The 13,254-nt window shown below is 56.0% G+C and carries 15 protein-coding genes and 2 pseudogenes; 5 read left to right on the top strand and 12 right to left on the bottom strand.

Annotated features, from left to right (window positions below):
* Positions 1-44: 44 nt before the first annotated feature.
* On the top strand, positions 45-749 hold the full coding sequence (locus tag HB780_RS00085) for an IS6 family transposase (protein ID WP_183686146.1): 705 nt from the start codon (positions 45-47) through the stop codon (positions 747-749).
* Positions 750-982: 233 nt separating this feature from the next.
* On the opposite strand, the gene HB780_RS00080 is transcribed toward HB780_RS00085, so the two are convergent.
* From HB780_RS00080 to HB780_RS00055, 6 genes are all read right to left on the bottom strand, one after another.
* Positions 983-1,735, bottom strand: coding sequence for a maleate cis-trans isomerase family protein (locus HB780_RS00080; protein ID WP_183686144.1), 753 nt, complete (start codon positions 1,733-1,735; stop codon positions 983-985).
* Positions 1,736-1,741: 6 nt separating this feature from the next.
* Positions 1,742-2,512, bottom strand: a complete 771-nt coding sequence (locus HB780_RS00075; RefSeq protein WP_183686142.1) for a hypothetical protein — start codon at positions 2,510-2,512, stop codon at positions 1,742-1,744.
* A gap of 24 nt (positions 2,513-2,536) precedes the next feature.
* On the bottom strand, positions 2,537-3,430 hold the full coding sequence (locus HB780_RS00070; RefSeq protein WP_183686140.1) for a class I SAM-dependent methyltransferase: 894 nt from the start codon (positions 3,428-3,430) through the stop codon (positions 2,537-2,539).
* A gap of 209 nt (positions 3,431-3,639) precedes the next feature.
* Positions 3,640-4,500: a DMT family transporter gene (locus HB780_RS00065; protein ID WP_183686138.1), complete on the bottom strand. Its 861-nt coding sequence runs from the start codon at positions 4,498-4,500 to the stop codon at positions 3,640-3,642.
* 127 nt (positions 4,501-4,627) lie between these two features.
* Entirely contained in the window at positions 4,628-5,293 is a 666-nt protein-coding gene (locus HB780_RS00060; RefSeq protein ID WP_183686136.1) for a hypothetical protein, read from the bottom strand.
* Positions 5,290-6,003 (bottom strand): cysteine hydrolase family protein, encoded by a 714-nt coding sequence (locus HB780_RS00055; protein WP_183686134.1) that lies wholly within the window; start codon positions 6,001-6,003, stop codon positions 5,290-5,292. Before HB780_RS00055 ends, HB780_RS00060 begins: the two co-directional genes overlap by 4 nt.
* A gap of 191 nt (positions 6,004-6,194) precedes the next feature.
* Here HB780_RS00055 and HB780_RS00050 point away from each other — a divergent pair, with 191 nt between their 5' ends.
* Both HB780_RS00050 and HB780_RS00045 read left to right on the top strand, forming a co-directional pair.
* Positions 6,195-6,731, top strand: coding sequence for a LysR family transcriptional regulator (locus HB780_RS00050; protein ID WP_183686132.1), 537 nt, complete (start codon positions 6,195-6,197; stop codon positions 6,729-6,731).
* A complete protein-coding gene (locus HB780_RS00045; protein ID WP_286202839.1) occupies positions 6,635-7,147 on the top strand; it encodes a LysR substrate-binding domain-containing protein in 513 nt (170 codons plus the stop codon). The genes HB780_RS00050 and HB780_RS00045 overlap by 97 nt, the downstream gene beginning before the upstream one ends.
* Positions 7,148-7,489: 342 nt before the next feature.
* Here HB780_RS00045 and HB780_RS00040 read toward each other — a convergent pair whose 3' ends face one another.
* The 6 genes and pseudogenes from HB780_RS00040 to HB780_RS00015 all read right to left on the bottom strand — a co-directional run bounded on the left by HB780_RS00040 (position 7,490) and on the right by HB780_RS00015 (position 11,371).
* On the bottom strand, positions 7,490-7,963 hold the full coding sequence (locus HB780_RS00040) for a hypothetical protein (RefSeq protein ID WP_183686130.1): 474 nt from the start codon (positions 7,961-7,963) through the stop codon (positions 7,490-7,492).
* A 19-nt stretch (positions 7,964-7,982) separates the two neighbouring features.
* Positions 7,983-8,603 (bottom strand): class I SAM-dependent methyltransferase, encoded by a 621-nt coding sequence (locus HB780_RS00035; RefSeq protein WP_183686128.1) that lies wholly within the window; start codon positions 8,601-8,603, stop codon positions 7,983-7,985.
* Positions 8,604-8,709: 106 nt separating this feature from the next.
* A complete protein-coding gene (locus tag HB780_RS00030) occupies positions 8,710-9,123 on the bottom strand; it encodes a nuclear transport factor 2 family protein (RefSeq protein WP_183686126.1) in 414 nt (137 codons plus the stop codon).
* A gap of 80 nt (positions 9,124-9,203) precedes the next feature.
* Positions 9,204-9,805: pseudogene (locus HB780_RS00025) on the bottom strand (NADPH-dependent F420 reductase).
* Between the two features lie 31 nt (positions 9,806-9,836).
* On the bottom strand, positions 9,837-10,589 hold the full coding sequence (locus HB780_RS00020; protein WP_183686124.1) for an SDR family NAD(P)-dependent oxidoreductase: 753 nt from the start codon (positions 10,587-10,589) through the stop codon (positions 9,837-9,839).
* Positions 10,590-10,636: 47 nt separating this feature from the next.
* The gene (locus tag HB780_RS00015; protein WP_183686122.1) at positions 10,637-11,371 is read right to left on the bottom strand and encodes an SDR family NAD(P)-dependent oxidoreductase; all 735 of its coding nucleotides are present in this window, start codon (positions 11,369-11,371) and stop codon (positions 10,637-10,639) included.
* 270 nt (positions 11,372-11,641) lie between these two features.
* Between HB780_RS00015 and HB780_RS00010 the strand changes: the two are divergent.
* Both HB780_RS00010 and HB780_RS00005 read left to right on the top strand, forming a co-directional pair.
* A pseudogene (locus HB780_RS00010) lies at positions 11,642-12,364 on the top strand (LysR family transcriptional regulator); the annotation flags it as partial.
* Positions 12,365-12,414: 50 nt separating this feature from the next.
* Positions 12,415-13,116 carry an IS6 family transposase gene (locus tag HB780_RS00005; RefSeq protein ID WP_183686120.1) on the top strand — a complete coding sequence of 234 codons (702 nt, stop codon included), beginning with the start codon at positions 12,415-12,417 and terminating at the stop codon, positions 13,114-13,116.
* The last annotated feature ends 138 nt before the right edge of the window (positions 13,117-13,254 follow it).

The following is a 13,254-nucleotide window of genomic DNA, read 5'->3' as shown; positions in this document are numbered from 1 at the left end:
CACGGTAACGCCTTGTGAGGAGCGGCTGCGATAGACGCACCTTCATGAACACTTCGCCGGTCAGCTACAAGCGCCATCGCTTCCCACCCCAGATCATCGCCCACGCGGTCTGGCTCTACTTTCGGTTTCCGCTGAGCCTGCGCCTTGTCGAGGAATTGCTGCTGGAGCGCGGCATTGCTGTCTCATACGAAACGATCCGCCGCTGGGGAAAGAAGTTCGGCCCGGATTATGCGCGGCGCCTTTGCCGCAAGAAGCCCAGCAGGAACGATGTGTGGCATCTGGACGAGGTCGTCATCACCATTGCCGGCAGGAAACACTGGCTATGGCGGGCCGTCGATCAGGACGGGTATGTGCTTGACGAAATCGTCCAGAACCGCCGCAACACCAAGGCTGCCAGGCGATTGTTGACCCGCCTTCTGAAGAAGCAGGGTATCGCACCGAAGCGGATGATCACTGACAAGTTGCGCTCCTATGGAGCAGCCCGGCGACAGGTCATGCCGCACGTAGAACACCGATCCCACAAGGGTCTGAACAACCGGGCTGAGAATTCTCTTGTGCCGCTACGAAAACGGGAGCGGATGATGCAAGGCTTCCGATCACTGGGAGGCCTTCAGCGCTTCGTCTCTGTCTTCTCCGCTGTCCGTAACCTCTTCGTCCCACCCCGCTCAAAACGCTCCGCATTCCAAATCTGCGTTCATCGCATCCAGGCGATCGCAGAGTGGAAAACTGCGGCCGGAGCCATGGCCTGAGATCAATCCACAAGGCAGAACGTCTCCCGTGCATCCGAGTTCAAGTTAAGGTGACATCGCCGTCGGGGACACTCTTCCCTTCTGATGTGGCTGCTACGGCCGAGCCGAGTGCGTCTGCAAGATTTTGTAGTTTCGGCATTGTGAAAGGCCCAGCGCATGTAGCGCCTAAGCCTATCAGGAAAAAACTTCCTTCATCAAGCGCTCTTGGTGTTGCCTGTTGATTTCCACCCGGCTCAGCTCCGCGTGGAAATCAACAGGCTCTCTTTACGCCGCACAAACCTGATGCACATTTCGACCAACGACTGTGTGCCCCCGATGACTGGTTTTCCAACCTTGTGCGCAATTTCAGGAACGACGCTCCATGTCTGGAGTGCATTACACAATATGACGATGGCTTCACTCTGAGGACAGTCCAGAGCCAAAGCGCTTTCCAAAATACGCCGTGGTGAAAGAGACGCGATCTCATCATCCGATTTCAGCTCCAGAAATCCAGCTTTCACGGTCGTGATACCTGACGCTCTCAAACTTGCGATAATCAAAGCGGTAAGACCTCTGTCGTAGGGCGTCAGCAAAGAGATCTTGCTGACATGATTATTCCCAATCGCGGCTATGACGGCTTGTTTCACGGTCACCGCCAGCACATCAGGCCGCTCGAAATTCAACGCGCCAATTAGCAACCTCTCATCCAGAATGAAGCTCCCTGACGAACAGGCATACGCAATGGCCTCTAGTGGTTCCTTGGAAAGCATCAAAGACGCCGCGCGGCGAATGTCAGCCAACGATTCTGACGAACTGACCTCCGAATAGGGCGGGGCACGCGAAGTGTGGAATGAAACGCCATCCGGCACGATGTGACGGAGCTCATTTTCGATGCCCCTGTCGGTGGCGAGAATAACGAAGCCGATATGTGCCGAGCTCTTTGCAAAGTCTGCCGGCACTGTCGGCAAGAACATAAAGTCGGTTTCATTTTCGGAGGGTTGGAGCATCAGTCCCTACCGTGACTGACGTTCGAGGTACGCCGGTAACTGTCTTCCACGCACATCTGCGATATAGGCTTCTGTCCACGCGAAGTCGGGATTATCTGCAGCAAGATAACACATGCTGTTGTCATCGACATACGGACGATCTGCAGAACGAATGTTCATGTTTAGCGTTATCCGCGAGCCTTTGGATATTGGGCTCACGCGATGCATGAGCCGCATCAGTTGGCCAAGAACGCTGTATCCTAAACGATGTGAGACTTTGGCAATGTTACTCGATGGAATCGACAAACCTTGAGATTGCATGGCCAGTCCGACTTCCGAAGGACCTTTGTACAATTCCAGTTCGCCGCCTTCGAGCTGATCCATTGCCAATGGCACGAGCTCCGTTGCCGGCACACCATCAGCGTGCCATCTTATCGCTCCATCCGATTTCTCTGGACCAGAGAAGGTGACAATGGTCGAAATGACAGACAGAGGGTAAGGTTCGATCCTCGTACCCGCAAGGCTGCTCAGTCGCGCAAGCCGGCTTGGCAAATGGACAAGTTCAAGGATTTCCGGAATAAGCAGATGCGCTGCTCGAATATATTTCAGATTTAACTGCTTTTTTTCGGCATACTCTTCCTTGAGGTTGAGCGCGCGCTGCAGGATGAAGTTCAGTAAGCCTGCATCATATCTGTGTTCGAATTGGACAACGCCAAGATTCGATATCTGATGGAAACTGGGTGAACCTATTATTTCATCTCGGTCCATTTTTAAGATTACGGATGAATCATCAAGCATCTTCTCGTCTCCCAATTGACGCTATCAAGCAGCAGATGCAGCAAGCCCAGCAATCTGAGGCACTGAAACATCGAGAACCTCGGCGGAGGGAATTGAAACAAAGAGATCGGCGTATAAAAAGCCGGTGTCTTCCCAGCCCGCGGGGTTCTGTCCCAAGGCCTGAACGCGACGAATCGTGTTATTCTTCTCCTCGTCTGAGGCGAAGCGGCGTTGCTTGACGCTAACGCCGTCGAGACGTGTTGTCCGGTAGCCGAATCCCTCCAGGGTTTTCGATATCGGGGTGTAGTCGAACATTCTTAAAACGAAGCAAGCCACCCATGGGAGAGGGCCGCCGACTGACGACAGAAGGTTCGAGAAGGTCTTTTGTCCGACATATCCCACGCAACCCGTTGATATGATCAGGTCGACGGGAGCGATCGATGGCATCATCGTGGGATCGTTCACCACCTCGTAGTCACAGCTAATGCCCTGATCCAGAAGACCTGCCTGCGTGGCATATTCAATAGCCTGGGCCGCTTTATCAAGTCCGATCATCTGAACGTTTCGTCGTGGCAATTGGTTTCGGAAGAACCGCCGATCGACATCGAGGGCCTGGTCTCGCGACAGCAACTGATGGTCATATGAGCCGTAGTGGCTGTATAGAGAATCCAACGACAATTGATATTTCAAGAGGGCTGCAAGAACCCCATATGAGCAGCCGATATCAAGGACCCGGGAAGGGCCTCGGTTGCGACCCAAGTGTTTACGCCTATCCAAGAGAGAGACAAAAAACGGTACGGCATGCTCTGGAATAGAATAGGAAACGTCTCTCATTCGCCGATAATAGGCTGCCGGCATCGCACGGTTGTATACGTCGTCGAAATCGGCTTTGATTTGGTTTTCCTTTTCGTATGCATACTGGCGCTCACGTGAAGTCATCGCTGCGGCTCCTGTCGTTTGCAGAGATCAATCTCGGACCGAGTAAACTCGTCCTCCTGCCAGTCAATTGAGAGGAGGATAGCCGTTTCAAACGGGAAGTCGTGGCAGCAATTTTCAACAATGAATTGAATTAAATTCATACAAGCAACCACATCGCTGCTTTTGAACCATTCCGACAGTGAAGACGGAATCGATGGTACCGTCCGCTCTTACAATTGAGAAAGGATCACACCCGCGAGAGCGAGAAGACCGCCAATGATCTGAAACGCTGCCAAGGGCTCTCCAAGAAGGACGACTGCAGCCAGAAGGGTCGTTATCGGGACAACGTTGAGGAACGCGCTCGTTCTGGATGAACCGAGATGACGGACCCCCTGCATCCAGAAGTATGGCGCCAGAATTGATGCAGGTATACCGACATAAAGGATGATGTATGCGCCTTTCAAATTGAGATGAAGCGCATCAGACATCATGAAGCCGGGGAGCAGGAAGCCAACTGCAAATCCGATCTGAGCATACAGAGAGTGCCAAGGTGAGATATCGCGAGCGGTCTTGCCTATCAGAACACTATATGTTGCGTAGGAAAGACATGACAGCAAGATTAGAAAATCGCCGAAATTGATATGAAGACCATACAAACCGGAAAGGTTCCCGCGCGACACCAAGACGATAACACCGCAGAAAGCGATCACGCATCCGAGGATAGCCTTCAGTGAAGGCGACCGCCGGAAAATTGCCGTCTCGACGATAATCGAAAATATCGGAATAGTTGCGTTCAAAAGACCGATATTTGTCGCTGTGGTGAAAGGTGCGGCAAAGTACGCCAGGGACTGATAGATGACCATGCCGAGAAGTCCCAGCACGGCCAGGCGCGGGAGGTTGGGATAGATTTTTCTCCGTTCGGCCAAGAACGAGGGCAAGACGAACGGTGTCAGTATTAGGAACGCAATGAGCCACCGCAGGAAGGCAATATGAACCGGATCAACGGTATTGACTGAAAGTTTTGCGGCGATTGGGCTCCCAGTCCAAATTATGATCGCCATGATTGGATAGGAGAAGTACCACTTGTTCATAGACCCGTATTCCACAAAAGCTTGATTTCAGCTTTCTGCGAGCCAGCAAAACTGAGATGAAGGAGTGTTAAGCGCGAACCCAAGCGTAAGACATCACGTCAAGGTGGAGAGCGATGAGACGACCCTGCTAGTCTGCCACCGTCAGTCTCTCGTGGCCGCGAACAGGCGCGCCATACTTCATCCAGGCGCCCGCCGTTGCAGCCGTCCCTTCACGAAGAAGAGGGTAGCGAAGCATTTCCAAACTCTGCCTCGGCTTGGACCATGCCGCAGCCAGACGGTCACCAATCCTCTCGCCGACGCCTATATAGATGCTGCCCTCAGAGTTACGCCAATCGAATTCAAGATGTGCGTTTCTCGCGAAAATTTCTTTCAGGAGAGGATCGAACTCTTCCAATGTGGATCGATACTCCGCACGGTAAATGCCCGGCAGGGTGTCGCTGGGCCCGTCCGTTGATAGGCCAACGCCTTTCTTTCCATTTAGTGTGGGATGATACCACTGCGCAGGCAACCGGCCAAAATTTTGAACGTCGTAGACGACAACACCGGGGTAATCGTCGTCATCCGGAACCGACGCAAATTCGTATCGACTGGCATAGAAATCGTCACCCACCGGAAACCCAGTTCCGTGGAATATTTTTGGTCTCTGGGTACTGGTCTCCAGTTCCCATCTTATCCGCCATGCTTCACCATCAGGTGAAAACGCGACAGTGCCACGATACTCTTGCTCAGGATTCTGCTGCCCGCCGACGACGTTGTAGCGACATTCGACAGGGAAGGTCATTGCGCTTTTCATAGACCGCTCTTCTCGAGGTTAGCAGAACTATCAACACCTTCGCCGTGCCATTTTTCCAGCAGATCGGAAGAATCGACAACGAGACCGAGATTGAGCGAGATCATTGTAAGTGCCGCACCTTCCAGTTCGTCGTTCGTACCCTTCACCAAATCCTTCGCAACTAAGACGCGATAGTTGTGGTTGCTGGCATCAAATGCGGCGTTCAAAACGCAGCAATCCGTGAAGCCGCCATTCAGAACGACGATTTCCTTTCGCAAGTTCCGCAAAAGGAAATCCAGATCAGTGGGATAGAAGATCGACAGGCGCTTTTTTGTGTTGATGATAAGGTCATCGGGGTCCACATTCGTGACGAATTCGACCCATTTCGAACCTTCGACGGCATGATTGGCGCTGTGTGGATTTTCGCCAGCATAAAAAGGCCATGTCCGACGCCACGAAGCGCTGATGCCGTTTACATCATCGACACCCTTTCGTCTAAGGACGGTTCGAACGTGGATGATTGGAATGTTTAATGCCCGCGCGTGCGCATGAAACTGATTAATGGGCTCTATGATTTCTGCAGCCCTTGGAGCAGGTGAGGGGCAGTCATCGGAATCGCCCAGATGGCTAAGGTGCATATCAATGGAGATTACAACACTGCGATCGGGCCGGAAGTAATCATCCAGCTCCGGTCCTATGGTTTGCGGCTTTCCGTAGACATGAATTTTCATCGGGGTGCCTTTGAGGTAATTCCGTCAAATAGTGATGTTACGCTTGGATGGATATTTCATTATTTGCATCCACCCGCGTGCTTGTGGTCTGAGCCGGCCCTGTGCTGTCATTAATTCGATGTCATTTTCGTTCAAAAGTGCGGTATACAAAAGGTAATAACGCTCAATGAGACATTGAATTGGATTCAATATTGGTTGAGGCGACGCACAAGCGAATTCTTCCATCTTTGAGCGCACTGAGGGCCTTCGAGGCAGCTGCTCGATACCGCAATTTCAGCAATGCCGCGGAAGAATTGAACGTCACCACCTCTGCGATCAGCCACCAAATCCGTTTGCTGGAGGAGTGGCTGAAGATACCGCTGTTCGTTCGTAGTAGCCGGCCGCTCAAACTGACAGAGGCTGGTGCGGCCTATTTCAACAGCGTCACGAACGCATTCGATCGCGTTTCGGCGACAACCCGTCAACTCACGACTGGGACGGCCAGGGAAACGCTGTCTCTCTCGACCATGCATTCCTTCGCAACCAATTGGTTGGTACCGAGGCTGCCGCGATTTCGGGAGATGCATGAGTGGCTCGATGTCAAGGTATCGACAGCCCCGCGGTTTGTAGATTTCAAAAAGAAGATTTCGACCTGGCCATTCGTTACGGAACAGGTCATTGGCCGGGCACAACCGCTGAACTACTCTTCGACGATCGTCGACTCATGGTATGCAGTCCAAAATTATTGAATGGTAGAAGCAGAGCCGATTTCAAGTTGGAGAAACAAACGCTGATCCACGATGGTTCGAAGCCAGGTTGGCCTGAGTGGTTTATTGCTCAGAACGCACTTCAATCAGGCTGTCCAACACAGGGTCTTTATTTCGATCACGCTTATCTGGCGGTGCAGGCCGCCATAGGTGGCGATGGAGTAGCACTTGTCAGCGAACCTCTTGTGGATGATGCAATTGCTGGAGGACGTTTGATATGCCCGTCTTCTTATGCTCTTCACGGTTTCGGAGCTTACTACTTGGTCACACCCCTGGGTGTGGTGCAGGAGCCCAAAATCAGTATTTTCCGGGATTGGCTGCTCGCGGAGCGATCAGCACAGTCATATAATCTTTCTCGAATGGAGCTTGAAGCCAGCGAATTCGACGCTGTGACATAAGACGGGCTGTAAATAAGCGTGGGGCCGGATCCTTGGTCTGTCCGCAGATTATCCGGGTTACATCTTAATGCAAACTCAATACGAAGCGCTTGGGTTTGGTAGTCCAATTGAGTTATTCATGATCGAACCTTAATGTGGTCTCTGAGTTCCAAAGAGTGCGGTTTCGGCCATGAAGCTGGGTGAGTGAGTGGATAAAACTCCCCCATCGTCAGGGCTCTCAGCGGAGTTCGTTGCGGACGAGGTGTTGCAACCGTCATTTGACCAGGTTTGTTGCATTGTTGCTTTGCAGATTTCGCAACACTCAGCGCCATGTAGCGCGGCCCAAAAATCCAGCTTTGTTGCTTAAATCGCTGAGCCGAATTTGGCGCGTGCGCGGGCGCTCGCATCAGCATGGTTCACCCGGTGAAGATACGTCCTGGCACGGGCTATCGGGTCATGAAGATATTGATCTGGCCCAATCATCTTGTTGTCATTGAGATCGCGCCTGTCGAGCAGATCAAAGCCGACCCTTTCGAGACAACAATTCCATCCCTCTGCAGATCGGTTCGCCCAACCATTTGTGTGGTAGGTCAGCAGTCGGTTCCGCAGTGTGTAGCCGTGGTAGTCAAAGGCGACGACGCCGTCAGTTACGAAGATATGGTTTCCTGCAAAGCCTTCACCAGGGATAATACGCTCGGCATAAAATCCGGGAAGGGGTGCCTCCTTCAAAAACACTCCGGCGAGAATGGCACACGCGCCATTTCCGAAGAAGATGCGGTCAGGCAAAGCCCAACGCCGAACAGGGTCTTTCTTTATACCAGGCTTCAATGTGTACATGTCCGATGTCCCCTGTGAACTAGCAGTATGCGAAGCGATCGGTCTCACCCTTGATCAAGGGATCGAAGACCTTGATCGCGTGTGGATCGTTCCTGTTCGCGAGCAGGGTGCTTTCCGCATCCAGTACGAAGCCGGCAGCCTCCACCTCCTCGCGCACGGAGGCAGGGTCGATGCGATGCAATGACTGGGCATCACCTGTGCCGGCTCCGGCGGCGGCGGCGTGATCGACGATGACGTAGAACCCACCGGGCTTCAGCCGCTCGTAGACAGCTCGATTGAAGTCGCCCGCCGTCGCGCCCCTGGCCTGCATCAGCGCGGTGTGGAGATCGTGGTAGAACAGGTGCAGCCACAGGACATCCGCTGGCCGCGTGATCTCCGGCATTGCCACGAGGTCCGCTGAGACGGCTTCGACGTTTTCCCGGCCTGGCTCTTGCGCGAGCGTTCGCATGAGGCCGACCGGATCGTTCTTGAAGTGCGCGACTTCGGCCGGCACGAAGCTGGTGACTCGACCTTCGGGTCCAACGACGTCGGAGAACAAGCGCGTCCAGTCGCCGTCGCCTGGATAAACGTCGATGACGGTGGTACCCGCATCAATGCGTGCGAACCGGATCAACTCGGATAGTTTGGATTGGTCGTACATCGAAATCTCCTTTACGGTTGGGTATTCGACGAGCGCGCGGCACGCGAGACGGCGATCCGCGGCTCATTCACCTTCGGCGAAAGCCGATGGTTGCAGAAGGCCTGCGCTATACGGCCCCGGACGCGTCCATCTGCGCGGCGCGTGCCAACGCTTGCGTGTCGATGTATTCCTGGATTCTGGTCAGTCTGCCGTCCCGGACCGTGATGGCGAAGATCCAGTCGTCCTCGAACGGCTTGTTCGTTGCTTTGACCTTCCCCCTGGCGAAGCCGACGACGAGAACCCGGTCTCCTTGTGCGACAAACTCCTGGGGTTCCGTGGAGGTTTCCATCGACCTGGATGCCGTGTCCAGCAAATCTGCCAGTCCCGCGTGCCCCCGGTAGGTGCCGGCCAGCGGCCAGTCCTCGCCCGGAACGATCCACTTGATGTCTTCGGCAACCAGCGCCAACAGAGCCTGTCTGTCGCCGCGGCCTATCGCGGCGAAGAAGTCCTTCACGATCTGGATGTTTTTTTCAATACTCATGGGAATGTCTCCATTTCGCTGGGATCGGATCGCGCTCGATCCGGTCCGTACATCGTGGTCCTGTCGGTGGGGCTGTCGTTTTATCCGTCGAACTTGACCAGATCCTTGAAGATCAGATGACCCCAGCTCTTTCCGCGCGCCTGGACCAGCAACCCTCCTTCCGACAGCCCGCCAAGCTTGATCGGCGCGAAACCGAGATTTTCTGCGAGTGTACCAATTTGCGCTGCGGCGTCGTCATCGTCGCTCGCCAGGAACACGACTCGTCTGCCACCATGCAGGGCTGGATCTTGGGCAAGAACGGCAGCGCCCAAGTGGTTGAAACCCTTGACCAGCCTTGCACGACGGAAGGCTTGCGCGACGAATTTGGAAGACGGCTGTCCTCCCAGCTCCTCCGGGGAACGCCGTAGGCGTTGGTGACATCGACGATCGTCTTCCCCTGCCAGGTGGGAAGCGCCTTTGCGACATCGGCGTGTGCCTCGAACCGGACTGCCAAGAAGATGACGTCCGCCTTGACAGCTTCCGCCAGCGTTTTGGCAATGACCTTGGGCCCGATCGCGGCCGCGTCGGCTGCAAAACTTTCCGGGTCACGCGTGGTAGCAACGGTCACTTCAATGCCCTTGCGGGCAAACGCCTTGGCAAGAGCGTGGCCGATCTTGCCGAAGCCAATAATTGCGTAGCTCATAATGCTTCTCCGATCCTGTGTTTATGCCGGTTCAGACCTGCGCCCAACCGCCATCGACGGCGAGGTCTATACCGGTGATGTAGGAGCTTTCATCGGAGGCGAGGAACGTGAGCGCAGCCGCGATTTCCTCTGGCTTGCCCCTGCGACCCATTGGGATCTGTGACGCAAACTGGGCGACCGCCTCCTCGGCTTGCTCAGCGGTGAGGCCGGTCGTTGTCGCGAGGGCGGGAGTCTCGATCGCGCCGGGGCTCATCGTATTGACGCGGATATTGCGATCCTTCAGCTCCTGGGTCCAGGACCGTGAGAAGCTGCGAACAGCCGCCTTGCTTGCTGCGTAGGCGCTGAACGCTGGCAGCCCCATCACATTCGAGACCGAAGAGTTCAAAATGATAGAACCGCCGTCTTTGAAGAGGGGAAGAGCCTTCTGCACCGTAAAAAACAACCCCTTCACGTTCACATCGAAGGTCTGGTCAAAATGGGCCTCAGTCGCTGCCGCGAGCGGCGCGATTGTCCCTGCGCCCGCGTTTGCGAAGAGAATGTCGATGTGACCGTGTTTTTCTTTCACCACGTCATAGAGCCGGTCCAGATCTTCCAGGCGCGAGACGTCGCCCACGACTGTTGTCACGTTTCTCCCGATAAGGGCCGCGGCCTCTTGTAAGACTTTCTCGCGTCGCCCGATGATCACGACGTGCGCACCCTCCTCCACGAAACGCTTGGCTGTGGCTAAGCCGATCCCGCTGCTTCCGCCCGTGATGACTGCGACTTTGCCTTCAAGTTTTTTCATGATTTTCTATCCTTCGTTGTGTTGCCCAGGCGCGGGATCGCGCCGGGTCAGAGTTGGGCTAGCCCGCCGTCGACGGCGACCTCGCTGGCGGTCATGAAGCTGCTGTCGTCAGACGCTAGAAAAGCGGCCGCGGCCGCGATCTCCGCCGGATCGGCCATGCGCTGGAGCGGCGTCATTGCGCCGTAGGCCTTCTGGCCCTCCTCACCGAGTGCTTCCTTCGCAAGTTCGGTCGCCGTCGCGCCGGGCGACAGCACGTTGACCCGGATACCGGTACCCTTCAGATCCTCCGCCCAGGTCCGTGCGAAATTGCGCACGGCTGCCTTGCTGGCGCTGTAGGCAGTGAATGCCGGGGCGCCGGTGGTCCCGGCGCTCGATCCCGTCAGGATGATCGAACCGCCCGGGCCCATCAGTGATAGCGCCTTCTGGACCGTGAAGATCGTGCCCTTCACGTTGGTGTCGAAAGTGTCGTCGATGTGCTTGGCGGTGATCTGGCCGAGAGGAAGCGGGCTTCCTGCCCCAGCATTGGCGAAGACGATGTCGAGCGTTCCGCGCTCGGCCTTCACCGCCGCATAGAGGCGATCAAGGTCAGCCTCATCCGAGACCGAGCCCTTCACCGCGCGCGCGTTGGGTCCTAGTTCGACCACAGCGGCGTCGAGCGCCTGCTGCCGGCGGCCATAGATAAAGACGAAGGCGCCCTCCTCGATGAAGCGCTTTGCTGCGGCGCGGCCGATGCCGGTGGCGCCGCCCGTGATGACGGCGGTCTTTCCATTCAGTCTGGTCATGTCATGGATCCTTCCAGGCTTTCGCCTTGGTATTGAGGGGACGCCCCCGAGACCCACAATATGGGTCCGCCGAGGTCAGGCGTTGAGTGAGGAGGTGCGCACATCGGTGGTGCGAAATCGATCCAGTAGGGCTGCAACGCCAAGCGAGACGATAAGGTTCCGCCGTTCGGAATTGGGACGCGCCCGTCGACCTGTGTTACCATGACCGCCCGAACTGCTGTACGATGAGTTAGGGCTTTGGAGGCGCACCCCGTGGTGCCGGATTGCACCATGATCGACTGGGATGACGTTCGCTATTTTCTCGCCGTCGCGCGCGGCGGCTCAGTACGAGCTGCCGCGCAGCGTCTCGGAGTGAACCACTCGACCGTGCTGCGACGTGTCGCTCAACTCGAGGAGCGGCTCGCAGCGCAGATGTTCGAAAAGCTGCCTTCGGGCTACCGCCTGACGGCTGCGGGCGAGGAGGTTCTCGAGTTCGCGAACCAGATGGAAGCCTCGTCGCACCAACTGGAGACGCGCGTCTTCGGGCGCGATCAGAGCGTACGCGGGCTTCTGCGGGTGACGCTGCCACCGTTCCTTGCGACACACCTGCTCATGCCGGATCTCGCAGATTTTGCGCGTCTGCATCCGGACATCGAGATGGAGATCGTATCGACCGGCGAGGTCGTGAATCTGACCAACCGGGAGGCGGATGTGGTGATCCGGATGGTCTCCGATCGCAAGACCCTGCCGCTCAATCTTCATGGCCTGAAAGGTCCGGATCTGCTCGCGGGTGTTTATATGTCCCGCGATAGACTGGCCGCGTGGCGTGCGGGTGCGCCGGATCCAATCCGGCCCATCGTCATCGGCGGTCAGGCTGTTCCGGACTGGGTCGACAAAGGGGAGTTTCGCGCCACAGGGGTTCCGTTCAGGACGCCGGACGCCGACGCGCAGATCGCTGCGGCAAGGCAGGGGATCGGCATGACCAAACTGCCCTGTTTCGTCGGAGATGCCGATCGGCATCGTCAACTTAATGGAATGTGGAACTCGATGTGCGATGACAGGCTATGACACGCCCTGATCCACTATATCGCCGCCATCGCTTTCCCGCCGAGATCATCGCCCACGCCGTATGGCTCTATTTTCGGTTTCCGCTCAGCCTGCGAATGGTCGAGGACTTGCTGGCTGCCCGTGGGGTCGTTGTCTCGCATCAAACGGTCCGGCTTTGGGCGGAGAAATTCGGACGTGCCTTCGCCAACGAGATCCGCAGCCGCTCATCCGGTCGGCTCGGCGACAAGTGGCATCTCGTTGAGGCCGTCGTTTTGATCCGTGGCAAGAAGCACTGGCTCTGGCGCGCTGTGGATCAGAACGGTTTCGTCCTGGAGGTTCTTGTGCAAAGCCGCCGCAATGCCAAGGCGGCCAAGCGTCTGATGCGCAAGCTCTTGAAGGGCCAGGGACGATCGCCGCGGGTGATGATCACCGACAAGCTTCGATCCTACGACTCCGCAAAGCGAGAGATCATGCCGGGTGTCGAGCATCGCTCGCACAAGGGCTTGAACAATCGGGCGGAGAATTCCCATCAGCCGATCCGGCGGCGAGAGCGGATTATGAAACGCTTCAAGTCGAGGCGACATCTTCAGCGTTTCGTCTCCATCCACGATCCTATCGCCAACCTGTTCCACATCCCCCGCCACGACATCTCCTCCGGCCATCATCGCGAATTGCGTTCAGCGGCGATGAACCTGTGGGCGAAAATCGCCCGAGCATGACCGACGAACTCGGCCGGCGTCATGGTCTGTCCTCGTTGCCGTTAAGTTTACGATGCCGGAATCTTTAGTCGGTATTTGCGCGTTGTCGGGTGCTAACGGCGTTCAAATCTAGGCAGAGCACTCGCTCTAAGGCGGCCC

The sequence above is a fragment of the Rhizobium lusitanum genome (genome assembly GCF_014189535.1).
Classification (GTDB): Bacteria; Pseudomonadota; Alphaproteobacteria; order Rhizobiales; family Rhizobiaceae; genus Rhizobium; species Rhizobium lusitanum_C.
The sequence above is the reverse complement of the archived record's forward strand: the minus strand, read 5'-3'. Positions and strand labels throughout refer to the sequence as shown.

Excerpts from the sequence above, each read along its gene's own strand:
- HB780_RS00080 (WP_183686144.1), bottom strand. The coding sequence starts at position 1,735 with ATGCTCCAACCCTCCGAAAATGAAACCGACTTTATGTTCTTGCCGACA.
- HB780_RS00040 (WP_183686130.1), bottom strand. The coding sequence starts at position 7,963 with ATGTACACATTGAAGCCTGGTATAAAGAAAGACCCTGTTCGGCGTTGG.
- HB780_RS00055 (WP_183686134.1), bottom strand. The coding sequence starts at position 6,003 with ATGAAAATTCATGTCTACGGAAAGCCGCAAACCATAGGACCGGAGCTG.
- HB780_RS00015 (WP_183686122.1), bottom strand. The coding sequence starts at position 11,371 with ATGACCAGACTGAATGGAAAGACCGCCGTCATCACGGGCGGCGCCACC.
- HB780_RS00070 (WP_183686140.1), bottom strand. The coding sequence starts at position 3,430 with ATGACTTCACGTGAGCGCCAGTATGCATACGAAAAGGAAAACCAAATC.
- HB780_RS00030 (WP_183686126.1), bottom strand. The coding sequence starts at position 9,123 with ATGAGTATTGAAAAAAACATCCAGATCGTGAAGGACTTCTTCGCCGCG.
- HB780_RS00005 (WP_183686120.1), top strand. The coding sequence starts at position 12,415 with ATGACACGCCCTGATCCACTATATCGCCGCCATCGCTTTCCCGCCGAG.
- HB780_RS00020 (WP_183686124.1), bottom strand. The coding sequence starts at position 10,589 with ATGAAAAAACTTGAAGGCAAAGTCGCAGTCATCACGGGCGGAAGCAGC.
- HB780_RS00060 (WP_183686136.1), bottom strand. The coding sequence starts at position 5,293 with ATGAAAAGCGCAATGACCTTCCCTGTCGAATGTCGCTACAACGTCGTC.
- HB780_RS00075 (WP_183686142.1), bottom strand. The coding sequence starts at position 2,512 with ATGCTTGATGATTCATCCGTAATCTTAAAAATGGACCGAGATGAAATA.
- HB780_RS00035 (WP_183686128.1), bottom strand. The coding sequence starts at position 8,603 with ATGTACGACCAATCCAAACTATCCGAGTTGATCCGGTTCGCACGCATT.
- HB780_RS00065 (WP_183686138.1), bottom strand. The coding sequence starts at position 4,500 with ATGAACAAGTGGTACTTCTCCTATCCAATCATGGCGATCATAATTTGG.
- HB780_RS00085 (WP_183686146.1), top strand. The coding sequence starts at position 45 with ATGAACACTTCGCCGGTCAGCTACAAGCGCCATCGCTTCCCACCCCAG.